This is a genomic window from Streptomyces sp. NPDC006294, from assembly GCF_042870895.1.
In the GTDB taxonomy this organism is placed as follows: domain Bacteria; phylum Actinomycetota; class Actinomycetes; order Streptomycetales; family Streptomycetaceae; genus Streptomyces.
Map to the genome: position 1 here is coordinate 1 of NZ_JBIAHV010000030.1, position 21,994 is coordinate 21,994.

Here is a 21,994-nt window from a genome sequence, read left to right on the forward strand (position 1 = left end):
CTGAAGGCGGTCCTGGTCCAGGACTTCGTCGACTGCTGGCACGGCAGCGCCAGCGGCTGCGCCTGGGCCGCGTCCAACTTCATCCCCGGCAAGGCCTTCGCCAAGGTCGCCGAGGGCATCCGCGCCCTGGACGCCGCCATGCACACAGGGGTCGGCGTCGCTGACGCGTTCAAGACCCTGAAGGCCCTGGACGTGAATCCGGAGACCCTCGCCGACATCCAACGGACGGTCAACACGTACGAGGATCTCCGCACCGCGTGCACGGTGAACAGTTTCCCCGGCGACACCCAGGTGCTGATGGCGGACGGTACCCGTAAGGCCATCAGTGAGATACGCCGCACCGACAAGGTACTGGCCCCCGACCCCGCCACCGGCCGGCTGCGGCCGGAGCCGGTGATCAGCACGTTCTGGCACGACACCGACCGGCTCGTGGACATCGGCGTCTCCGGCGGCAGCACCGTCTCCAGCACGGCGGGGCACCGGTTCTACGTAGTGGACCGCGGCTGGACCGTGGTCTCCGACCTGCGTGTGGGCGACGGGCTCCGGACGCATGACGGGACAGTACGGACGGTGACCACTCTTAAGGACCGGCGGGGTCTGACAGGTCAGCGGGTCTACGACCTGACCGTCGAGGACCTGCACACGTTCTACGTCCTGGCGGGCCGCTCCCCGGTGCTGGTCCACAATTGCAGTGACCTGGTCGCCGACGCACAGAGGTTCCCCGGCCAGGCTCATGTCCTCGGCGAGCACGTGACCCCGACGCAGGCGGAGGCGCTCAGGCTGGCGGTGAACAAGAACTCGAAGAACAGCGTGTTCGTAGACCTCCAGACAGCTCAGCAGGTCGTCGACTACGCCTTGGCGAACAAGGCCACTGAGATCACCAGGTGGCTCCGGGGTGGCGAACAGCAGAAGACGTTGAAGGGCGCTTTCGGAGCCAGGAACTCCCTCGGCTTCGTCGCCCACCCGGACGGCAGGACGATCACTCAGGCCGGCAACCGATACGTGATCATCCTGAAGCGTGCGCCGGGTCACCGGTTCGGCTACTACGTCCACACCGCGTACCCGGAGTAAGGAGGAGACAGACCATGGATCGGTCCACGGAGTTCATGTTCGGCGTCCCCTGGATCATGAGTTTCTTCCACCAGGACTGGACATTGAGCGCGTCCTCGGCAGCGGCGGCCGTGGCCGATCAGTTCGTGGAGGGGCTCGAGCCGGAGGCGGTCCTGCTGGTCCGCCGCGACGCGCGGCTCCTTCTCGAAGGGCTACCGCCGGATCGGATCACCGAGCTGTGGCAACAAGGCGTGGAGGGCGGCGAACGCTTCTACCAGCGCGGCCGTGCCAGGGACGGGGCCGAGTGGATGCGGCAGGTGCTCGGCGTGTGTGACGCATGGCTCTCCCACCGCTCGGACACCCCGGCTCTCTCCGGCGCGGACCGCTTCGAAGGCAGCGATCTGGCCGATCAGGTCATGTCAGTGGTGGAGGAGTTCCGGGCGCTCTTCGGCCAGGAGATGTCGGATGCGCTCGCCGAGTGCGTCCGCCACTGCAGTCCCGATCTCGCCTTCCGGCTACTGCTGCAGGCCCTGCCCACAAAGAGCGCCTCGGCGTCCCCTGAGTACCTGTATCTGTCCGCAGAGCAGTACGCGAGGCTGGAGGCGCTCGGGACGGCGTTCCGCTACGGCGGGTACGTCGTGAGCGACATCAAGTACCTCGTCGGCCCATAGGCCGGCGACCGGTTTGCGACGCGTCGGCCCGCACCCCCTGTCAGGGAGGTGCGGGCCGACGCTTCATACAGTCGCTGGACGTGCCGCCGCTGCCCGACCCGGAGGAGTTGGAGGAGCGGATCGCGGCACGGCTGGCGCGGCAGGAGTTGCTGGCGGTGACGCGGAAGCCTCCGACGTCGTTCAGCTTCATCGTGGAGCAGGCGGTGCTGGAGCGGTGGACGGGCGGGGAGTGCGTGTCGCGGGAACAGTTCGACCGGCTGCTGGAGTTGATCGAGCGGAACTGGAACGTGGAGTTTCAGGTGATGCCGCTGCGGCAGGCGTCGCACGCGGGGACGGACGGGCCGATCATGCTGGCCGAGACCCCGGACAATCGCTGGTTCGCGTACTCCGAAGGGCAGCAGAATGGGCACCTGATCGCCAACGCGAAAGAGATCAGCCTGCTCCAGCAGCGGTATACGAAACTGCGCTCACAGGCCCTGCCCCCCGAGGGCTCCTTGGGTCTGTTGAAGCGATTGCGAGGCCAGGTGGCACAAGCGCCACGTAGAGACTGCGCTCCGTGTCAGGCGCAATCATTTCCCGCCACGTCACCCGGTAGAACTCCGTGTACGGCCGCCTCAGCCGCCGCAGAAGCTCCGCCTGCACCTGCTCCTCGGTGACGTCCGCCGACGCCACCTCGAGTCGCCCGGCCGCGACGTTCCGCGCCCGTGTCACCTCGCGCTCGGATGCATTGAGTTGCTCCAGCGTCCTGCCGTCGCTCCACACGTCCTGCGCGGCCCGGTACACCTCCGGCTCGGCGACGTACACGTACTCGGACTCGGGTACGGCGTCGTCCGCCAGCGTCGCCGGGTTGAGGCCCAGGACCTCGCCTCCGCCCTGGCTCGGCTGCTTGAACATCGGGTTGGCCAGGCCGATCTGCGGGCCCTTGAGGATCACCTCGGACCAGTCGGCCGGCCGCCGGACCACACCCGCCTCATCTGCCGTGTTGTAGTCGATGAGGTCGGCCGCCTTGGCCCCGCTCTCGTCGTAGCCACGCGCGATCTGCGGGTCGTACTCCGCGAGCCGCAGCGAGTGGTCCGCCAGTGCCTCGATCGCCCGCGCCTCCGCCGTACTCACCGGCGACAGCAGCCGGGCCTGGCGTACGGGCTGCGCCTCGTCGCGTCCGCGAACAGAGGTCCGACTGCGCCGGACGTGGCGGGACCCGGGAGTCGTATCCAGCTCCCGGGTCCCTGGGGATGCCACCCAATTGCGCACGCCAGTGGCGCTTAAGAGTACGGATCAGTCATCAGGCCGTCGTGTTCTTCCTTTGAACTACCGCACCGCGTGAGAGGTGCAGGCGGGATTCGAACCAGCATCCGCCGGCGTTCGTCCGTACCCGGTCGATCTGGCGATCGGTGGCGATGCTGAAGCTGGAGCGAGAGTCTGAGTGTGATCGCGGCTGCCTCTGCCATGTTGGGCCACCCCGGCGTGCGTTGGTGCCGGGGGAAGGACTCGAACCTTCACTGTCACCGCGTCTTCAGGCTGAACCTCAGTTTCAGCTTGCGCCCATCACACGGACCGGGCCTCAATTCCGGTCCGCGCCTGTTGCGCACCCCCGCGCTCGCACGCGGGGGCATCCGTGGGGCTGCCTCCGCCGGCGTCAGCCGAAGAGGTAGCCGAACACCGCGTCGCCGACCCGCTGGTCGGTGACCTCGGCACTGTTGGCCTCCTCGCGGGCGAACTTCACGGCGTGCTGCAGCTTCTCGACGCGCTCCAGCAGCTCGTTGACCCGCTTCGCGGGCAGGGCTCCGGAGAACTTGACCGTCGTCCAGTAACCGATCGGGACATCCTCGTAGTACACCTCGACCTGCGCCGGGTGCTTGTCCGTCGCCTCCGCCTTGACGTGGTTGCGCGGGACCTTCTTCGTACGGATCGTGCGTACGGGGTCCGTCTTCCACCAGTCCGTCGACGGGTCGAGCGACCAGGACTCGGCGGCGTCCAGCACAGGCAGCTTCTTCACGAAGGTGTGCAGGTCGGTGAGTTGCTTCTCCAGGAAGAGCAGGTAGCTCACCGGCGCTTCGGCGACGACGGTCCGCCCGTCGACGACGACGTCCGCGCGGGCGGTGCAGTTGGCCCAGTCCTTTGTGGCCACGACGTCGAACAGCCGGGTCAGCGATCCCGACATCTCGCGCAGCGCGTCCTCGGCCTTGATCTGCACCCGTGTCGACTCGGGCGGCAGCTGCTCGCCCTCCTCGTCCTTCGGCTGATAGGTGCGCGAGATGCCGGCCAGCAGCGCGGGCTTCTGGACCTTGTGGTGGGCCGCGGTGATGTCCTGGAGCGACTTGCTCTTGACGCCCTTTTCCACGGCGATGATCTGATTGAGCTTCGCCACTTCTCCCCCTTCGAACAGCACCGAACCTACCGGAGGGACCGGCGCCGGGTCCTGTGGTTTACCCGCGGGCGGTACGCTCCCCTCTCCCCTCGGGGGCGGACAGGAAGGCCGGTTGGGCCTCGGCCCCGCGCCGTATCCTGCGCCCACAGCAGCCCGCATCTCACGCCCCCGCGCCGGAGGATTCCGTGACCGTCGCCGCTCGTCCCGTAGCCACCGCAGCCGCCCCGATGGACCCGGCGTCCGCGGATGCCCCGGAGGTCGTGCACCGGTCCGGCCGCACCCTGCTCGTGCAGCGCGGGGACGAGCAGGTCGCCGTGCTCGACGCGGGCGGCCAGGACGGGCCGGTCCTCTTCCCGGCGCCCTGGCCGCGCGGCTTCGGGACGGTCGCGGTGGCTCCGGAGGCCGGCGCCGTGGTGTCCGCGGGTGTGCACGCGGTGCGCTGTGTGGAGGCGTCGAGCGCGGTGCGGTGGGAGGCGCGGCACGGCTGCTGGAACATCGCCGAGTGTCCGCCCGCGCTGTGGGGGCGGTTCGACGGCCAGGGGCTGACCTTCGAGAAGGTCGACGACGAGTTGCTGCTGCTGGCGGTGAGCCCGTCGGGCCCGCGTCCGCTGACCGTCGACGCCGGGCAGTACACGCTGGCGCTGCCCGCGGCGGAGGACGGCTCCGTCCTGGGCGAACTGGATGCCGACGGCGCTGTGCCCCGAGCACCCGGAGAGCGCCGGCGGGGACCGGGTGTACTGGGACTTCGATGCGGCCTTCGCCGGCGAGGACGCTGTCGTCGCGGGCACGTCCGGGTGCGACGCCGGGTACAGCACGGCCCGTCACTGGCTGCTCGACGCGCAGGAGATGACGCTGCGCGGCGAGATCTCCTGCCCCTCCCCGGTCACCGGAACGGTCTGTTCCGCGGGGGACGGCAGCTGGTACACGGTCGCCGCGGACCGGACGGCCCTGCATCTGTGGCGCTGAACAGCGTCCCTCCTCGCCCAAACCAAGGGTCTGCGAGGACGAGTCCCAGCGATGACGGTCCTGAGCATGCCAAGCACGAGGGTAGTTGGGACGCTCGGGCCGCCGGGGCGCCGGATCGTGTGGCTTTCCGTGCGTCGACCGGGCCGGCCGCCCGGTCGGGCTCAGGCCCGGTCCGGTCCGCGTGCGAACGCGTGGGCGAACCCAGGGCCGGTCGTCCGTCGGCCTGACCGGCCGTTCAGTCCGGCCGGAGGGAGCGCCAGATCCGGTCCGGCAGCACGCGCGCGGCCTCGCCCAGGTCCATGTCGTACGTGCCGCCCAGCCAGCGGCGGGCGGCCTCCGCCGCCGGGCCGAGGACCAGCACCTCCACCAGGGACGGGGGCATGGGCGCGATCTCCCCCGCCGCCATCCGGGGCAGCATCCAGGCCGCGACGGGCGCCAGCATCTCCGCCTTGGCCGCGCGCACCTCTTCTGCGTGGGCCGCCAGATAGCCGGAGTACGCGGAGGCGTGGATGAACAGGGCCGCGTCGCGGCGTTCCTCGGTGAAGCGGAGATACGCGCGGACCAGGGCCCGGACGCCGGTGCGCGCTGTACGGGTGCGCTGGAGCGCGGCGGTCATCTCGTCGAACAGCTCGCCCATGCACCGCAGGTAGAGTGCGGCGGCCAGGCCGTCGAAGCTGCCGAAGTGGTGGTAGAGGCTGCCGAGACTGACGCCGCTGGCCGTCGTGACGGCGTTGACGGTGAAGCCCTGTCCGTCCGACTTCCCGTAGAGGCGCAGTGCGGTGGTGAGCACATGCTCGACCGTTGCCTCACCGCGTTGCTGCTTCACCATGGCGGACAGCCTAGAACACGCCCCGGAACTGGAGTTCCACGGGACGACCGCTCAAATAAGTAGAACAATATTCTAGAAGAAGGCTCCAGTCGTGCTCTATCGTGGCCGCGATGGCCGGCGACAGGCGGTACGGCACCTGCGACACGGGGTTACGCAGGTGCCGCGCCGGCCCACTCCCCCGGCCCGCCCCCTCCGTCCGCCGCTTTCCCCGTCCGCCGCTTTCCCCGTCCGCCGCGGAAACCGTCCGGACAGGGTGGTGCGCCGCGGCCCGTCCCGGCGGAGAATGGGCGGTCGTCCCCCGATCCGCGACAGGGGAGAACATGTCACAGCGCAGTGACCTCCGGCGGCGCCGGGCCGCCCTGGAGGACGAGTGGTCCCGCTGGGTGCCCCGGCTGACGGCCGCCAGACGGTCGCCGTACGGCGGCGGGGCGCTGCGGCCCGAGGTCACGGAGTCGTGGGTGCGTTCGCTGAGCAGCGTGGACCCCGGCCGGGACAGCGCGCCGGTCTCCGACGGGGGCACGGTGCACCACCGCTGGGCGCGCTCGCCGCTGCGCCGGCCGGTCGACAATCTCGAGGACGAACTGCTGAGCATCGCCGAGGACGCCGGTTTCGTGACGGCGGTGACCGACGCGTCCGGCACCATCCTGTGGACGTGCGGCGGCCGGACCATGAAGCGCCGCGCCGAGCAGGTGAACTTCGCGCCCGGCGGCCGCTGGGACGAAGAGGCCATGGGCACCAACGCCCTGTCGCTCGCTCTGCGCACGGGCCGCCCCAGCACCATCTTCTCCGCCGAGCACCTGGTGACGGCGCTGCACGGCTGGGTCTGCTACTGCGCGCCGATCCACGACCCCGGCGGCCGGGTCCTCGGCGTACTGGACCTGTCGACCACCTGGGACCGTTCGCACCCGCTGGCCATGTCCACGGTGCGGACCCTGGTGTCGTCCATCGAGACGCGGCTACGGGCCGGGGCCGGCGTCCTGCCCGAAGCGCCCGGCCGCGGCGTGCGGTTGCGCTGCCTCGGATCGCAGGAGGCCGTGCGGGACGGCGCTCCGCTGCCGCTGCGGCCGCGCCAGCTGGAGATCCTGACGCTGCTCGCCCTGGAGCCGGACGGCTTCTCGCCGGAACGGCTGCGCGAGGCGCTGTACGGGGACCGGCCGGTCACGGCCTCCACGTTCAAGGCGGAGATCTCGCACCTGCGACGCGCCCTGTGCGGCGGCATCGCCACCCGCCGGTACGCCCTCACCGCGCCCGTCTCGTGCGACGCCGTCGATCTGCTGCGCGCGCTGGAGAGCGGTGACACGGCGGCCGCGCTGCGCCACTACCGCGGCCCGCTGCTGCACCGGTCGGAGGCGCCGGGGATCGTCGAGTGGCGGGCCCGGCTGGAGGTCGCCGTACGGGAGGCGGTCCTGGCGAGCCCGTGCCCGGAGCACGCCCTCCGCTACGGCGAACGGGCCCCGTACGACACGGCGGTGCACGAACACGCGCTGCACCTGCTGGGGCGGGGCGACGCCCGCCGGGCGCTGGCCGCCGGGCGGCTGAGCACGGCCCTGCGCGACGACTGACGGCCGGCGCACGACGGGCGGACGCGCGGGGACGCACCGCACCGAGCCGCACCAACCTCGCGCCAACCTCCGCGGCGCACAGTGTGAGCCGCCACGGCGGCGTGAGGCCGCCGCCGCGGCACCTCACTCGCCGTCCTCCGAGGAGAGCTCGCCATGGTGTACGCGCAGCCAGGATCAGAAGGCAGCATCGTCGACTTCGCCCGCCGCTACGAGAACTTCATCGGCGGCGACTGGGTCGCCCCCGTCGAGGGCCGGTACTTCGAGAACCCGACCCCCGTGACCGGCAAGGTCTTCTGCGAGGTCGCCCGGTCGTCCGCGGCCGACGTCGAACTGGCGCTGGACGCCGCCCACGCGGCCGCCGGCGCCTGGGGGCGGACGTCCGCCACGGAGCGGGCCAACGTCCTGAACAGGATCGCGGACCGGATCGAGCAGCACCTCGAGAAGATCGCCGTGGCCGAGACCTGGGAGAACGGCAAGCCCGTCCGCGAGACGCTGGCCGCCGACATCCCGCTGGCCGTCGACCACTTCCGCTACTTCGCCGGCGTGGTGCGTGCCCAGGAGGGCAGCATCGCCGAGATCGACGCCGACACCGTCGCGTACCACTTCCACGAGCCGCTGGGCGTGGTCGGCCAGATCATTCCGTGGAACTTCCCGATCCTGATGGCCGCGTGGAAGCTGGCGCCCGCCCTGGCCGCCGGCAACTGCGTGGTCATCAAGCCGGCCGAGCAGACCCCGGTCAGCCTGCTGCTGGTGGTCGAGCTGATCGCCGACCTGCTCCCCGCCGGGGTGCTGAACGTCGTGAACGGCTTCGGCGTCGAGGCAGGCAAGCCACTCGCCTCCAGCCCGCGCGTCGCCAAGATCGCGTTCACCGGGGAGACGACGACCGGGCGTCTGATCATGCAGTACGCGAGCGAGAACATCATCCCCGTCACGCTGGAGCTGGGCGGCAAGAGCCCGAACATCTTCCTGCCCGACGTCACCGCCGCCGACGACGACTTCCTGGACAAGGCCGTCGAGGGCTTCGTGATGTTCGCGCTCAACCAGGGCGAGGTGTGCACCTGCCCGTCGCGGGCGCTCATCCACGCCTCGATCTACGACGAGTTCATGGCGCGCTGCCTGGAGCGCACCAAGGCCATCGTCAGCGGCGACCCGCTCGACCCGGCGACCATGATCGGCGCTCAGGCGAGCAACGACCAGTACGAGAAGATCCTTTCGTACATCGACATCGGCACGCAGGAGGGTGCCGAGCTCGTCACCGGCGGCGGGCGGCGCGAGGTGCCGGGTCTGGAGGGCGGCTACTACATCGAGCCGACCATCTTCCGGGGCCGGAACGACATGCGGATCTTCCAGGAGGAGATCTTCGGGCCGGTCGTCTCCGTGACGACGTTCGACTCGGTCGACGAGGCCCTGAAGATCGCGAACGACACGCTGTACGGGCTGGGCGCGGGTGTGTGGACCCGCGACGGGAGCACGGCGTACCGCCTGGGGCGGGAGATCAAGGCGGGCCGGGTGTGGACCAACTGCTACCACGCCTACCCGGCGCACGCGGCGTTCGGCGGCTACAAGAAGTCCGGCGTGGGCAGGGAGAACCACAAGATGATGCTGGACCACTACCAGCAGACGAAGAACCTGCTGGTCAGCTACTCCGCGAAGAAGCTCGGGTTCTTCTGATGGGCGAGCGGGCGGTCCGGGTGGCCCTGACGCCCGCCGCCGAGGCGCTGGTCGCCCGACTGGTGGCCGTGCACGGGCCGGTGATGTTCCATCAGTCGGGCGGCTGCTGCGACGGCAGTGCGCCGATGTGCTATCCGCGCGGCGAGTTCCGGGTCGGCGGCTCGGACGTCCTGCTGGGCAGGGTGGCCGGTGACACTCCGTTCTGGATGAGCGCGGACCAGTACGCGTACTGGCGGCACACCGGCCTCACGGTCGACGTGGTGCCCGGCCGTGGGAGCGGCTTCTCGCTGGAGGCGCCGGAGGGGGTGCGGTTCCTGCTCCGCTCCCGGGTCCTCACCGACGCGGAGCTGGCGCGGATCGAGGCGGAACCGCCGCTGCCGACGGGCGCCGCCGCGACCGGCTGACCGCCCCGGCCCCGGACCTGCGGCACAGCACAGGAGCCGGACCCGTGTCGGCGGGTCCGGCTCCTGCGTGCTCACGGTCAGGTGTTGGGGCGCTTGCCGTGGTTCGCGCCCTTCTTCTTACGGGCGCGGCGCTTGTTGCCTCGCTTCGACATGATGCGCGTCTCCCTCGGATCGGGATCTTCCGGGCGCCGCCAGTCTAGGTTCCGGGCCTCCGGACCGCATCAGGTCGGCCGGGCAGCCAGCACCCGTTCCAGGTCGCGCAGGTCCTTGCCGATCGAGGACCGCACCCTGCGCGCCATCAGGGGGGCCGCCAGGCGGTAGTGGCCGCCCGGGTCGCCGCGCACGCGGATGCGGGCCAGGGTGCCGTTCTCCCGCGGCGCGAAGGTGTAGGTGACGTGCATGGGCATGGGGCCGGCGACCGAGACCATGTCGAGGAGCCGGAGCGGCTCGTGGGCGACCACGCGCAGCACGTAGTCGATGCGGCGACGGAGGAAGTACGCCGTCCGGGTCACCTCCGCCCCGACGCCGAAGCCGCCGCCCTCCGCCTCGCGGGTCAGCGCGGCGCGGCGGATGCCCTGGGTCCACTCGTGATCGTGACGCCAGTCCATGGCGTAGGGCGCTACACGGTCGACCGGCAGCGGAATCAGTCGTTCGGCCGTCACGTCGATGCTCATGTGCTCATCCGCTCCTCCCGCACCGGCCCGGGCGCCGCCAGGCCCGCGTCCAGGGTCGCGGCGCCGGCGGTGCGCCGCGACCCGTCGCCGGTCCGGGCCGCAGGGGCAGTCAGCCGGCCACGCGCACCGGCGCGGGAGCCGCCCGGCGCTGCCCGCCGGGCGGTACAGCGGCTGCCTCGGCCGCCCGCAGCTCCCGCCGCCCGGCAGCCGATGCCCCCGAACGAACCGCGCGCCGCCTGCCTCGACCCCGTCATCGGGGTCCTGGCCCGGCGGTGACGCGAGCGGTCGGTGTCCGCGCCACAGGGGAACGTCGGGACGACGGCCGGCCGGGTCCCGCCCGTCACGCCGAGGAGCGCTTCCTCGCCGACGGCGCGGCCTTCTTCGCCCCCGCCTTCCTGGTCCCGGAGGAAGACGCCGCCGGCTTGCCGGTGACCTCCGAGGCGGACTTCGAGGCGGACTTCGAGGCCGACTTGGCGGTCGACTTGGCGGTGGACTTGGCGGTGGACTTCTTGGCCGTCGTCTTCTTGGCGGCGGCCTTCTTCGCCGTGGACGTCGACTTCTTGCCGCCCGGCTCCTTCGGCGCGGACGCCGGGCGCCGCCCCTTGATCGGCGTCACCCGCGCCTCGTCGCGGCCGGACTCCTCCGCCTCCCCGCCCCGCCCTTCCCGGGCCGCCCGCACGCTGCTCTCCAGCGCCGCCATCAGGTCGATGACCTTGCCGCCCTCGTGCTCCGCCGGAGCCGGCTCGACCGCACCGCCGCCGCCCTCCACCTTCGCGGCGATCATGGCCTCGACCGCCTCACGGTAGTCGTCGTGCAGCGACTCGATGTCGACCTCGCCGAGGGTGTCCATCAGGGCGTCGGCCAGGTCCAGTTCGGCGTCCCGTACCTTCACGTCACCCTGCGGGGCCACGCCTTCCGGCTCCCTGATCTCGTCCGGCCACAGCAGCCCGTGCAGGGCGATCACGTCGTCGACGACGCGGAGCATGCCGAGCCGCTCCCGGCCGCGCAGCGCGAACTTGGCGATGGCGACGCGGTCGCTGCGCCCCAGGGCCTCGCGCAGCAGGGTGTACGGCTTGGCGGCCGGTACGCCGTTGGCCTCGAGGTAGTAGGCGGTGTCCATCTGGAGCGGGTCGATCTCGGAGTCCGGGACGAAGGCGACGATCTCGATCGTCTTGGCGGTCGGCAGCGGGAGGGCGGCGAGGTCCTCGTCGGTGATCGGGATCATCGACCCGTCCGCGTCCTCGTACGCCTTGCCGATCTCGCCCTGCGCGACCTCCTTCTCCTCCAGCTCGCACACCTTGCGGTAGCGAATCCGGCCGCCGTCGGCGGCGTGGATCTGGCGGAACGAGACGGAGTGGTTCTCCGTGGCGTTGACCAGCTTGATCGGGATGCTGACCAGCCCGAAGGAGATCGCTCCGTTCCAGATGGATCGCACGTTTCATCCCTTTCATCCGAACAATCCGGAATTTCGGAAATCGTGGGATTCTCATCGTATGACGCCGATCACAGAGGTGGAGGGGCGGCGCCTGGCCCTCAGCAACCTGGAGAAGGTCATCCACCCCGCCACCGGGACCACCAAGGGCGAGATCGTGCACTATTACGCCGTCACGGCTCAGGCGATCCTGCCCCACCTCAAGGACCGCCCCGTCTCGTTCCTCCGGTATCCGGACGGCCCCGACGGCCAGGTCTTCTTCACCAAGAACCCACCGCCCGGCACCCCGGACTGGGTGCGCACCGCGCCGGTCCCCCGCTCGGAGGACCCGAAGGCGCGCCAGGTGGTGATCGACGACCTGGCCTCACTCGTCTGGGCGGCCAACCTGGTGGTGGAGTTCCACACTCCGCAGTGGCGGGCCGACCGGCCGGCCGTCGCGGACCGCATGGTGTTCGACCTCGACCCGGGCGCGCCCGCCGGTATCGCCGAGTGCTGCGAGGTGGCCCTGTGGCTGCGCGACCGGCTCGCGCGCGACGGCCTGGAGGCGTACGCGAAGACGTCCGGCTCCAAGGGCCTGCACCTGGCCGTGCCGCTGGCGCCGACCCCCTCCGAGCAGGTCTCCGCCTACGCGAAGTCGCTGGCCGTCGAGGGCGAGGCCGCTCTGCCGAAGCTGGTCCTGCACCGGATGGCCCGGGCGCTGCGGCCCGGCAAGGTCTTCGTCGACCACAGCCAGAACGCCGCCGCGAAGACCACCGCGACCCCGTACACCCTGCGGGCGCGCACGGAGCCGGCCGTCTCCGCCCCGGTGACCTGGGAGGAGGTGGAGGAGGGCCGCGCGGACGGGGCCGGGCTCGTCCTCGGGCTCCCGGACATCGCGCCCCGGCTCGAGCGGTACGGGGATCTGTTCGCCCCGCTCGAGGACGGTGACCGGGCCGGGCGCCTGCCGTGACGCTGCCCCGGCCGCCCGTGAAGGTCGCGCTCGCCGAGCCGGTGAACGCGCTGCCGCGCGGCGCCGGCCTGGCCTACGAGCCCAAGTTCGACGGGCACCGCATGGTGATCTTCCGCATCGGGGACGAGGTGCTGCTCCAGGCCCGTTCCGGGCGGATCGTCACGGCCGCCTTCCCGGACCTCGCCGCCGCGGCCGGGCAGCTGCCCGACGGCACGGTGCTCGACGGCGAGGTCGTGGTGTGGCGGGACGGGCGGACCGACTTCGCCGCCGTGCAGAAGCGCGCGGCCGCCACAGCGGGGCGCGCGCCCACGCTCGCCCGCGCCCTGCCCGCCTCGTACGCCGCCTTCGACCTGCTGGCGGAGGCGGGTGAGGATCTGCGGCCGCTCGCGTACGAGAAGCGGCGGGCGCGGCTGCTGGCGGTGACCGGGCCGCTGGGGCCGCCGCTGCAGCCGGTGCCGATGACGCTGGACCGGGCGGAGGCGGTGGGCTGGTACGAGAGCCTGCCGGCGATCGGCGTCGAGGGGCTGGTGGTCAAGCGGCTGGACCAGAGCTACCGGGGCGGGGTGCGGCTCTGGCGCAAGCTCCGGCACACCCGTACGCACGACGCGGCCGTCGTCGGCTTCACCGGCGCTCCGAGCCGGCCCGCCGCGCTGGCCTTGGTGCTCCCGGACGACGACACACCGGTGGTCTCCAGCCCGCTGCAGCCCGCGCTGCGCGCCCAGGCGGCAGCCGTGCTGGCGGGGCGGGTGAGCGGCACGGGCGGGACGGCGATCGCGACGGGGATCGGCGAGGTGGCGTACCGGACGGTGGAGCCGGGGGTGACGGCAGAGGTGGAGCTGGGCACCACGCGGCACACGGTGACGACGGTGGTGCGGCTGAGGCTGCCGGAGGAGCTGGACCGACCGGAGTCCCATTAATCAAGTTTGACTAGCCGTGTGTCCGGGCACGACCTTCCAGGACCGGAAGAGCTGGGGCCACCCAGGACGACAAGGAGACAGAGTGACGTTTCTGCCCGACACCGGATACATCCCGAGCGCCGGGGAACTGGCGAGCATCCAGGAGTGGTTCACCGACTACGACGCGCACAGCGCCGCACGCGACATCGAGCGCATGGCGGACATGGCCGTCTTCCCGCTCAATCTGATCAGCGACGACTCCGCGGGCGACGGCGCCTCCGCGCAGTGGGACCGCCGGCAGTTCGTGGAGACCATGACCCAGGTGATGGGCGACGGCGACGGCGACATCAGCTTCGAGTCGGTGCGGACCCCGGTGTTCCTCTCGGCGGCGATGGCCGTGGTCTTCACCGACTCGACCATGACCATGGACGGGCAGACCCGGCAACTGCGGTACGCGGACGTGCTGATCAGGCGGAACGGGACATGGGCGTTCCAGACGATGATGCAGGGCAGCTGGGGCGACAACCTGCGCTGAGCCCGGTCACGACCGGCCCGGGCCCGTCACGCCCCGAGCCAGGTGCGGCGGTCCCGGGCCACCGCGTACAGGGACTCGACCTCCGCCGGCCCCCGCACCCCGCCGAGCCGGGCCAGCACGGGCACCTCGTCGTCCCGCAGCACCTGGACGTCGCCCGGCGCCGGCGCGGCGAACGACCGGGGCGCGCCCACGACGACCAGGACCGGCCGGACGGCGGCGGCCAGTACGTGCGCGGCCCGGTCGGCCCGGCGGCGCGTCAGCGTGAGGTCGAGGACCACGCCCCGGGCGAGCCGGCCGCCGGCGCGCACCCGCAGCCGGCCGGCCGCGTACGCGTGCAGGGCGAGCACTCCGCCCGGACCGACGGCGAGATGGTCGATGTGGTCGGCGCCCGGCAGCGGCACGGCGTGCAGGACGCGCCAGCCCGCGGGTTCCAGCTCGTCGAGCGCGTCGCCGAGCCGCTGCTGCGCGGCGAGGTCGAGGAGCCGCGGATCGCGCCGCACCAGCCTCGGCGCGGCCGGTGGTCTGCGTCCGAGGTCCGTGTGGAGCGCCTCGCCGGGCCGGTTGGGCGCCAGGTCGTCGTCCGGGGGCAGGGCGAGCCGGGCCAGTTCGGCCCGGGTGGGCACGGGCGGCGGCCCCATGGTGAGCTCCCCGGCCGTGAAGGGGGCGAGGGCCTCCAGTACGGCGTCGCGATGGGCGGCCGAGAGCAGCGCGATCCGTCCGGTGTCGCGGTCGCACCACGCCACGTCGCGCCCGTCGGGGAGGCTCACGCAGAGCCGGTCCCTGCCCCCGATGCGCGTCGGCGTCACCCGCAGTCGCTCCATCGCCATCACCCACCGCCCATGGGAACAGCCGCCCGCTACGGCGGCAACAGGCCGGGATTCAACAACCCCCGGACAACCCCGCCGGATACCGGTCAGGATGTCGGTTCCTTGGGGCACACTTCCCCCAGACACAAGGGTCGAGACCCGAAGTTGCTTGGAGACCCAAGGTTTCTTGGGAGGGGGACAGTCGTGTTCGCGGGAATCGACGAGGTCGCGTGGGCCTCGCTGGAGCATGCCTACGGCCCGGCCGACGATGTGCCGGAGCTGCTGCGCGGACTCGCCTCCGCGGATCCGGCCGAGCGCGAGAGAGCACTCGACGGAATGTACGGGGCCGTGCACCACCAGGGGGACGTGTACGACTCGACGCTGGCCTGCATCCCGTTCCTGATGGAGCTGGTGGCCGATCCCGCGGTGCGGGACCGGGGCGCCGTCGTCGAGCTGCTGACCAGCATCGGCGGCATCGATCTGGACGGCGACGACGAACTCGACCCGGAAGACGAGGAGTTCGAGGACGCCGCGAACTACGCCATGGCCGCGTCCGCGGTCACGGCCGGGGCGGACGTCTTCCTCGGCCTGCTGGCGGACCCGGACCCGGGGGTGCGGCTCGCGGCGCCGCTCGCGCTGGCCACCCTGCACAGCGATCCGGCCCTGGTGCTGCGCCTGCTGCGCGAGCGGCTGGACACGGAGCGGGACACGGAGGTGCGCCTCGCGTGCGTGGAGGCCGCCGGCCGGATAGCGCTGCGGCACCAGGGCCTGCTGCCGGAGGTGGTGGATCTGCTCACCGCCCTGTCCCAGGCCGCGTACGGCGCGGGGCTGCGGCTCGCGGCGCTCGCGCAGCTCGCGCGCTGCGCGCCCGGCGCGCTGCCGTCCGACGTGGTGCCCGGCGTGACGGGACTGCTGCGGGAGCTGCGTACGCAGCCGGTGTCGCCGGCCCCGGCCCCCGGCGGGCTGCCGTCTGCGACGCCGCTCGGCCAGCTGCGGCAGGTACGGGCCGACGACGCGGCGGCCCACCGCGCCGCGCCGTGGACGGCGGACCTGCTGCGCACCCTCCACGACGGCCTCGGTGACCGGGTGGACGACCGGATAGCGCTGCTGGCCGACCAGTTGTGCAGCCCGGACCGGGCGCAGCGGGTGGACGCGGTGCGGATGAGCGGCGGACTGCTGCGGACGTGGCGGGGTGCGTACGGGGAGCTGGTCGGCCTGCTCGGCGAGCAGCTCTCCGATCCCGAGCCGCGGCTCGCCATGGGGGCGGCGTACACGCTCAAGGAGCTGTTCGGTCTCGCGGTGCCGGCGGCGGACGCGCTGGCGCAGCGGGTGGCGGCCGAGCCGTCCACCTGGGTGCGCAGATGGCAGGACGGGCCGCCGACGCTCTGCCCGATGATCGTGGCGCTGGCGCGGGTCGGCGACGCGCGGGTGGTGCCCGTACTGGCCGAGATCCTGCAGCGGGCGGAGGCGCCGGGGGACCTGGGGCATTCGCTGGACCAGCTGGGCGGGGCGGCCGCGCCGCTCGCCCCGGCGCTGCGCGAGCGGCTGGCGGCGCTCGATCTCGACGACCGGCTGGCCGACCGGGTGGGGCCGCTGCTGCACGGGCTGTCCGTGCTGGGCCCGGGCCCGGCGGCGGCCGAGTCGGTGCCCGCCGTGCTGCGGGTGCTGCAGGGCGCGACGGGCGAGCGGCGTGACGGCGTGGTGCGGTCCGCCGTGCGGACGCTCACCGCTTTCGGCCCGGCGGCCCGCGAGGCCGTGCCGTACCTGTGGGGGCTGCTGCGCGAGGCGGGGTACGGACAGGGCGCCGACGCCGCGGCGCACCTCTCCCCCGCCGGGGCGGCCTTACCGCCTGCGCTGGCCGCGCGGACCGCGGGCGCCCTGTGGGCGATCGAGGGTGACCGTGACGCGGTGCTGCCGGTGCTGTACGCGGTGCTGAACACGCCGGAGCAGGCGGCCCGGCAGTCGGCGGCCTCGGTGCTCGGCACCATGGGCACGGCCGGTGCGCCCGCCGCGCCGCAGCTCGCGCGGCTGCTGCGGTCGATGGAGCCGTGGACGCGGGTGCGGGCGGCGGTCGCGCTGTGGCGGGTGACGGAGGACCCCGAGCAGGCGTGGCCGGTGCTGCGGACGGCCTGGGAGACAATGCCGCGCACCCGGATCTCGGCCGCGGCGTGCCTGGCGGATCTGTCCACGGCCGGCGCCGACGGGGCGCAGCGGCTGGTCGACCGCGAACTGCTCTCCGCCCGGCGCCACAACGGGAACGACGGCGCGGCGGACAGTCGTGACATCGTGGAGGACGAGAGGCTGCTGGCCCTGTGCCGGCAAGCGGTCCACCGCGGACCGTGACCGGTCGGCGGTCATCGGACGCACCATCGACGGGGAGGACCCGCAAGTATGATCATTTTCGGTACCAAGGGGTACATCTACCAGCTGGCGATACTGACGCTGGTGTGCGGCCACTGCGGCAATCCGTCGGCGCACACGCTCAGGAAGCGGGTCACCAAGTTCACGCTGTTCTTCGTGCCGCTGTTCCCGTTCTCGACGAAGTACGCCACGCAGTGCACCTTCTGCGGCGCGGAGCAGCAGATCACCTCCGAGCAGGCGGAGCAGCTCCAGCTCCAGTCCGCCGGCGGCGGCCAGGGCGGGCAGCAGGGCGACCACGCGCAGCAGCCGGGGCAGCACCCGTACCAGCGCTGAGGACCGGGGCCGGCGGGCATGTGTGACGGTCCGTCTGTTCGACGTCGGCACACTATGACATAAAGGGACAAAGCGCGTCGCCGCTTGCTACGTTGCGTGGCATGACCGCAACGACGGCGGGGACGTCGCCGCACGAGCCGAGCCCCGGGCCGCGTCTGCCGAAGCGCCGGGGCGTCGAGCTGTCGCTCCTCGTCTGCGCCGTCCTGATCTGCGTCCACGGCTATGCCGCCGTCGGTCTCGCCAGGAACGGCGCCGTGCCGCCGGACGTCGCCGGCTACGGGGCGGGGCTCGGCGTCCTGGCGCTCCTCGCCCACCTGGCCGTCCGGCTGCGCGCGCCCTACGCCGACCCGCTGCTGCTGCCCATCGCGGTTCTCCTCAACGGCCTGGGGCTGGTGCTGATCTACCGCCTCGACCTGGAGACCCCGCTCGACCGGGCGGCCCCCGCCCAGCTCGTCTGGTCCACCTTCGGCGTCGCCCTGTTCATCGGCGCCGTCGTCCTGCTGCGCGACCACCGGATCATGGCGCGGTACGCCTACGTCAGCGTCACGGCCGCCCTGGCCCTGCTCTGCGCCCCGATCTTCTTCCCCGCGGTGAACGGCGCCCGGATCTGGATCCGGGTCGGGCAACTGTCCTTCCAGCCCGGTGAGTTCGCGAAGGTCCTGCTGGCCGTGTTCTTCGCCGCCTACCTGGCCGCGAACCGGGGCGCCCTCTCGCACGCGAGCCGGCTGATCCGCCGGCTGCAACTGCCCACCGGACGGGTGCTCGGGCCGGTCGTCGCGGTGTGGCTGGTCAGCGTCGGCGTGCTGGTGCTGGAGCGCGACCTCGGCACCTCGCTCCTCTTCTTCGGGCTGTTCGTCGTCATGCTCTACGTGGCGACGGGCCGGATCGGCTGGATCGCCGTCGGACTGGTGCTCGCGTCGGCCGGGGCGTTCGCCGTCGGCTCGCTCGAACCGCACGTCCACAGCCGGGTCGAGGACTGGCTGAATCCGTACGCCAGCATCGAGGCCGGACAGGGCCCCGGCCAGCTCGCACAGTCCCTGTTCGCCTTCGCCGCCGGGGGCGTGCTCGGCACCGGCCTGGGACTCGGCCACTCCGAACTGATCGGCTTCGCCACCAAGTCGGACTTCATCCTCGCCACGGCCGGCGAGGAGCTGGGACTGGCCGGCCTGAGCGCGATCTTCCTGCTGTACGGGCTGCTGGTGGCGCGCGGGCTGAGCACCGGCCTCGGCCTGCGCGATCCGTTCGGCGGCCTCCTCGCCGTCGGACTCTCCTCGATCGTCGCGCTCCAGGTCTTCGTCATCGCCGGCGGCGTGACCGGGCTGATCCCGCTGACCGGCATGGCGATGCCGTTCCTCGCGCAGGGCGGCTCCTCCGTGGTCACCAACTGGGTCATCGTGGCGCTGCTGATCCGGCTCAGCCACTCGGCCCGCGCGCCGCTGCCCGTGCCCGTGGAGGCGGGCCTCCTCGCCCCGGCCCCGGCGGTGCGGCAGTGACCCGCACCATCCGGCACGCCGCCGCGCTCTGCCTCCTGCTGCTGCTCGCGCTGCTGGTCAACGCCGGCCGTGTGCAGGTCGTGGAGGCCCCCGCGCTCGGCGCGGAACCGGCCAACCGCCGGGCGGCCATCGCCCGTCACGCCCAGCCGCGCGGCGACATCCTGGTCGACGGGAAGCCCGTCACGGGCTCCAAGGACACCGGCGAGCAGCTGCGGTACGAGCGGACCTACCGCGACGGCCCGCTGTACGCGCCGGTGACGGGCTACGCGTCGCAGACATACGGCACCTCGTTCCTCGAGCACGCCGAGGACCCGGTCCTCAGCGGCGCCGACCCGATGCTCGCACCGCTGCCCCTGTGGAACGACCTCAGCCGCAGCCGCCCGCCCGGCGGCGACGTCGCCACCACGATCCGGGCCGCCGCGCAGGAGGCCGCGTACCGCGGTCTGGCCGGCCGACGGGGCGCGGTGGCGGCGGTCGAACCGGCGACGGGCAGGATCCTGGCGCTGGTCAGCAGCCCCTCCTACGACCCCGGCCCGCTGTCCGGCACCGGGACGCAGGTGTCGCGGGCATGGGCGGGCCTGAACGGCGCCGAGGAGCAGCCGATGCTGAACCGCGCGATCCGCCAGACGTATCCGCCCGGCTCCGCGTTCAAGATCGTGACGGCCGCGGCGGCGCTGGAGACCGGGGTCGTCGGCGACGTGGACGCGCCGACCCGCACCCCGGAGCCGTATCTGCTGCCGAACACCCGCACCCGGCTGCCCAACGCCACGGAGGGGTGCGAGAACGCCTCGCTGGCCTACGCCGTCCAGTGGTCGTGCAACACCGTGATGGCGGACCTGGGGGCGCGCGTCGGGCTCGCGGACATGGTCGCCACCGCCCGCGGGTTCGGCTTCAACGACCCGGCGCTGCGCATCCCCGTGGGCGTGACCGCCTCCAACTTCGACACCGACATGTCCGCCGACCAGCTGGCCCTGTCCTCGATCGGCCAGTTCAACACGACGGCCACGCCCCTGCAGATGGCGATGGTCGCGGCCGCCGTGGCCAACGGGGGCGAGGTCCGGCAGCCCTACCTGGTGGACCGGGTCACCCGGGCCAACGGCGACCTGCTGGCGCAGAACGGCCCACGCGCCTACCGGGAGGCGATGACGCCGGTCACCGCGCAGCGGGTGCGCGACCTGATGGTGCGGGCCGTCGAACGGGGCACCGGGAAGAACGCGGTGATCGACGGCGCCACCGTCGGCGGCAAGACCGGCACCGCCCAGCACGGCGTCGACAACTCCGGACTGCCGTACGCCTGGTTCATCGGATGGGCCCACGCCCATGACGCGGCGCGGCCCGCCGTCGCCGTCGCCGTGGTCGTGGAGGACGCGGCCGCCCTGCGGGAGGACATCAGCGGCGGGGGCAGCGCGGCGCCGATCGCGCGGGCCGTGATGGAGGCGGCACTCTGATCCCATGGACATCGCCGCGACGCTGGAGGCCGTCGGACGCCTCGACCCCGGCCTGAGCGCCTTCACCGACGTATGGGGCGCCCGGGCGCTCGCCCAGGAGCGCCGTACCGACCCGGAACTGCCCCTGGCAGGACTGCCGTTCGCGGTCAAGGGCCCCGCGGGCATCCGCTCGTACGCGGCCCGGCGGCTGACCGCGGCGGGCGCGGTGGCGGTCGGCTCGACCTCGGTGCCGGGGCCCGGCACGTACTGGCAGACCTGGGGTCTCGGCTCGCACGGGCCGACCCGTAACCCATGGCGCGAAGACCGCACACCCGGCGGCTCGTCCGCGGGCTCGGCGGCGGCGGTCGCGGCGGGCATGGTGCCCCTCGCCACCGGCAGCGACGGGGCCGGTTCCGTGCGGATCCCGGCGGCGTGGTGCGGCGTGTTCGGGCTGAAGACGACGAACGGGCTGCTGCCGTCGCCCGACCGTACGGGCCTGGCGTCGGCGGGCGTGCTGACGGCGTCGGCCGCCGGCGCGCGGGCCTATCTGCGCTGCGTGCTCGACGCCTACGAGCCGGTGCCGCCGGAGCTTCCGGTGCGCGCGGCGTGGTCGGCCGACCTGGGCTTCGCGGACACCGAACCCGAGGTGGCGGCGGTCGCGCTGGCGGCGGTGGAACGGCTGGAGTCGGCCGGGGTCGTACGGCTCGCCGACGCCCGCCCGGTGCTGCTCGACCCCGCCGGCGCGTGGTCGGCGGTACGGGGCGGCCGGCCGGAGCGGGGCGCGGCGGTCCGCGCGGAGAACGACCGGCGCCTGGACGCCCTCTTCGCCGGCGCGGACGTCCTGCTGACCCCCGCGACCCCCAACCGCCCGCACGGCCACGACGGCCCCGGCCGCGACGTCTACTCGACGGCCCTCACGTGGGCCTTCAACCTGAGCGGCCACCCGGCGGCGAGCCTCCCCGCCGGTTTCACCGGCGACGGCTGCCCGGTCGGCCTCCAACTGGTGGCGGCCAGAGCGGCGGACGTCTCACTGCTCGAAATCGCCGTAACGGCACAGGAGGATCTGACGACTGTCCGTCCATGACCTCCTACGAGCTCGCCCAGGTGAACATAGGCCGCCTCAAAGCCCCACTGGACTCGCCCCGGTTGAAGGACTTCGCGGACAACCTCGAGCCCGTCAACGCGGTGGCGGACGCCGCCGACGGCTTCGTCTGGCGCCTCCAGACGGAGGCCGGCGACTGGGGGCACCTCCCATGCCGAAGGCCATGGGGGAGGAACTGCGGATCTTCGGCGACGAGTGGCTGATGGTCAACATGTCCGTATGGCGTGACGACAACGCCCTGACGGCCTTCATGTACCAGGGCATGCACCGCGAACTGCCGGCGCGCCGCTACGAGTTCTTCGAGCGGATGCACGAGGTCATGACCACGATGTGGTGGGTCCCGGCCGCCCACCGCCCGACGATCGCCGAGGCGGAGCAACGCCTGGTCCACGTACGCGGACACGGCCCCACACCGTACGCCTTCACCCTGCGCAAGCCGTTCCCGGCGCCGGAGGCGTGCTCAGC

21 protein-coding genes and 1 pseudogene are annotated in these 21,994 nt (G+C 72.5%); 16 read left to right on the plus strand and 6 right to left on the minus strand.

What is annotated here, in order from left to right; translation table 11 throughout:
* The 3 genes from ACFYOP_RS33230 to ACFYOP_RS33240 form a co-directional block, all read left to right on the plus strand.
* The coding region (locus ACFYOP_RS33230) for a polymorphic toxin-type HINT domain-containing protein (RefSeq protein ID WP_356899324.1) at nt 1-1,071 on the plus strand (1,071 nt) is incomplete at its 5' end.
* A 14-nt stretch (nt 1,072-1,085) separates the two neighbouring features.
* Nucleotides 1,086-1,721, plus strand: coding sequence for a hypothetical protein (locus ACFYOP_RS33235; RefSeq protein WP_356899325.1), 636 nt, complete (start codon nt 1,086-1,088; stop codon nt 1,719-1,721).
* 80 nt (nt 1,722-1,801) lie between these two features.
* Nucleotides 1,802-2,377 (plus strand): DUF5753 domain-containing protein, encoded by a 576-nt coding sequence (locus ACFYOP_RS33240; RefSeq protein ID WP_356899326.1) that lies wholly within the window; start codon nt 1,802-1,804, stop codon nt 2,375-2,377.
* 980 nt (nt 2,378-3,357) lie between these two features.
* Here ACFYOP_RS33240 and ACFYOP_RS33245 read toward each other — a convergent pair.
* Entirely contained in the window at nt 3,358-4,089 is a 732-nt protein-coding gene (locus ACFYOP_RS33245) for a hypothetical protein (protein WP_356899327.1), read from the minus strand.
* A 681-nt stretch (nt 4,090-4,770) separates the two neighbouring features.
* On the opposite strand from ACFYOP_RS33245, the gene ACFYOP_RS33250 reads away from it, so the two are divergent.
* Entirely contained in the window at nt 4,771-5,055 is a 285-nt protein-coding gene (locus tag ACFYOP_RS33250) for a hypothetical protein (protein ID WP_356899328.1), read from the plus strand.
* 235 nt (nt 5,056-5,290) lie between these two features.
* On the opposite strand, the gene ACFYOP_RS33255 is transcribed toward ACFYOP_RS33250, so the two are convergent.
* Complete coding sequence (locus ACFYOP_RS33255) at nt 5,291-5,884, minus strand: TetR/AcrR family transcriptional regulator (protein ID WP_356899329.1); 594 nt, start codon at nt 5,882-5,884, stop codon at nt 5,291-5,293.
* 320 nt (nt 5,885-6,204) lie between these two features.
* On the opposite strand from ACFYOP_RS33255, the gene ACFYOP_RS33260 reads away from it, so the two are divergent.
* From ACFYOP_RS33260 to ACFYOP_RS33270, 3 genes are all read left to right on the plus strand, one after another.
* Nucleotides 6,205-7,446: a GAF domain-containing protein gene (locus ACFYOP_RS33260; protein WP_356899330.1), complete on the plus strand. Its 1,242-nt coding sequence runs from the start codon at nt 6,205-6,207 to the stop codon at nt 7,444-7,446.
* 153 nt (nt 7,447-7,599) lie between these two features.
* Nucleotides 7,600-9,117, plus strand: a complete 1,518-nt coding sequence (gene adh / locus ACFYOP_RS33265; protein WP_356899331.1) for an aldehyde dehydrogenase — start codon at nt 7,600-7,602, stop codon at nt 9,115-9,117.
* A complete protein-coding gene (locus ACFYOP_RS33270) occupies nt 9,117-9,521 on the plus strand; it encodes a DUF779 domain-containing protein (protein WP_356899332.1) in 405 nt (134 codons plus the stop codon). Before adh ends, ACFYOP_RS33270 begins: the two co-directional genes overlap by 1 nt.
* Before the next feature lie 77 nt (nt 9,522-9,598).
* On the opposite strand, the gene ACFYOP_RS33275 is transcribed toward ACFYOP_RS33270, so the two are convergent.
* The 3 genes from ACFYOP_RS33275 to ACFYOP_RS33285 all read right to left on the minus strand — a co-directional run bounded on the left by ACFYOP_RS33275 (nt 9,599) and on the right by ACFYOP_RS33285 (nt 11,630).
* Nucleotides 9,599-9,673: a 50S ribosomal protein bL37 gene (locus ACFYOP_RS33275; RefSeq protein WP_372460710.1), complete on the minus strand. Its 75-nt coding sequence runs from the start codon at nt 9,671-9,673 to the stop codon at nt 9,599-9,601.
* A 69-nt stretch (nt 9,674-9,742) separates the two neighbouring features.
* Nucleotides 9,743-10,195 (minus strand): SRPBCC family protein, encoded by a 453-nt coding sequence (locus ACFYOP_RS33280; RefSeq protein ID WP_356899333.1) that lies wholly within the window; start codon nt 10,193-10,195, stop codon nt 9,743-9,745.
* 340 nt (nt 10,196-10,535) lie between these two features.
* Nucleotides 10,536-11,630 (minus strand): Ku protein, encoded by a 1,095-nt coding sequence (locus ACFYOP_RS33285; RefSeq protein WP_356899334.1) that lies wholly within the window; start codon nt 11,628-11,630, stop codon nt 10,536-10,538.
* A 58-nt stretch (nt 11,631-11,688) separates the two neighbouring features.
* Here ACFYOP_RS33285 and ligD point away from each other — a divergent pair, with 58 nt between their 5' ends.
* The 3 genes from ligD to ACFYOP_RS33300 all read left to right on the plus strand — a co-directional run bounded on the left by ligD (nt 11,689) and on the right by ACFYOP_RS33300 (nt 14,007).
* Nucleotides 11,689-12,576, plus strand: coding sequence for a non-homologous end-joining DNA ligase (gene ligD, locus ACFYOP_RS33290; RefSeq protein ID WP_356899335.1), 888 nt, complete (start codon nt 11,689-11,691; stop codon nt 12,574-12,576).
* Nucleotides 12,573-13,493 carry an ATP-dependent DNA ligase gene (locus ACFYOP_RS33295; protein ID WP_356899336.1) on the plus strand — a complete coding sequence of 307 codons (921 nt, stop codon included), beginning with the start codon at nt 12,573-12,575 and terminating at the stop codon, nt 13,491-13,493. The genes ligD and ACFYOP_RS33295 overlap by 4 nt, the downstream gene beginning before the upstream one ends.
* A gap of 82 nt (nt 13,494-13,575) precedes the next feature.
* Nucleotides 13,576-14,007, plus strand: coding sequence for a nuclear transport factor 2 family protein (locus ACFYOP_RS33300; RefSeq protein WP_356899337.1), 432 nt, complete (start codon nt 13,576-13,578; stop codon nt 14,005-14,007).
* Nucleotides 14,008-14,033: 26 nt separating this feature from the next.
* Here the strand turns inward: ACFYOP_RS33300 and ACFYOP_RS33305 are convergent, their stop codons facing one another.
* Nucleotides 14,034-14,828: a nuclease-related domain-containing protein gene (locus ACFYOP_RS33305; protein ID WP_356899338.1), complete on the minus strand. Its 795-nt coding sequence runs from the start codon at nt 14,826-14,828 to the stop codon at nt 14,034-14,036.
* A gap of 189 nt (nt 14,829-15,017) precedes the next feature.
* Here ACFYOP_RS33305 and ACFYOP_RS33310 point away from each other — a divergent pair, with 189 nt between their 5' ends.
* From ACFYOP_RS33310 to ACFYOP_RS33335, 6 genes and pseudogenes are all read left to right on the plus strand, one after another.
* On the plus strand, nt 15,018-17,156 hold the full coding sequence (locus tag ACFYOP_RS33310; RefSeq protein ID WP_356899339.1) for a PBS lyase: 2,139 nt from the start codon (nt 15,018-15,020) through the stop codon (nt 17,154-17,156).
* 48 nt (nt 17,157-17,204) lie between these two features.
* Nucleotides 17,205-17,507 (plus strand): zinc-ribbon domain-containing protein, encoded by a 303-nt coding sequence (locus ACFYOP_RS33315; RefSeq protein WP_356899340.1) that lies wholly within the window; start codon nt 17,205-17,207, stop codon nt 17,505-17,507.
* A 101-nt stretch (nt 17,508-17,608) separates the two neighbouring features.
* Nucleotides 17,609-19,000: an FtsW/RodA/SpoVE family cell cycle protein gene (locus ACFYOP_RS33320; protein WP_356899341.1), complete on the plus strand. Its 1,392-nt coding sequence runs from the start codon at nt 17,609-17,611 to the stop codon at nt 18,998-19,000.
* Nucleotides 18,997-20,448 (plus strand): penicillin-binding transpeptidase domain-containing protein, encoded by a 1,452-nt coding sequence (locus tag ACFYOP_RS33325; protein WP_356899342.1) that lies wholly within the window; start codon nt 18,997-18,999, stop codon nt 20,446-20,448. Before ACFYOP_RS33320 ends, ACFYOP_RS33325 begins: the two co-directional genes overlap by 4 nt.
* A gap of 4 nt (nt 20,449-20,452) precedes the next feature.
* Nucleotides 20,453-21,511 carry an amidase gene (locus ACFYOP_RS33330; RefSeq protein WP_356899343.1) on the plus strand — a complete coding sequence of 353 codons (1,059 nt, stop codon included), beginning with the start codon at nt 20,453-20,455 and terminating at the stop codon, nt 21,509-21,511.
* A pseudogene (locus ACFYOP_RS33335) lies at nt 21,508-21,986 on the plus strand (DUF3291 domain-containing protein); the annotation flags it as partial. The gene ACFYOP_RS33330 and the pseudogene ACFYOP_RS33335, both read left to right, overlap by 4 nt.
* Between the last annotated feature and the right edge of the window lie 8 nt (nt 21,987-21,994).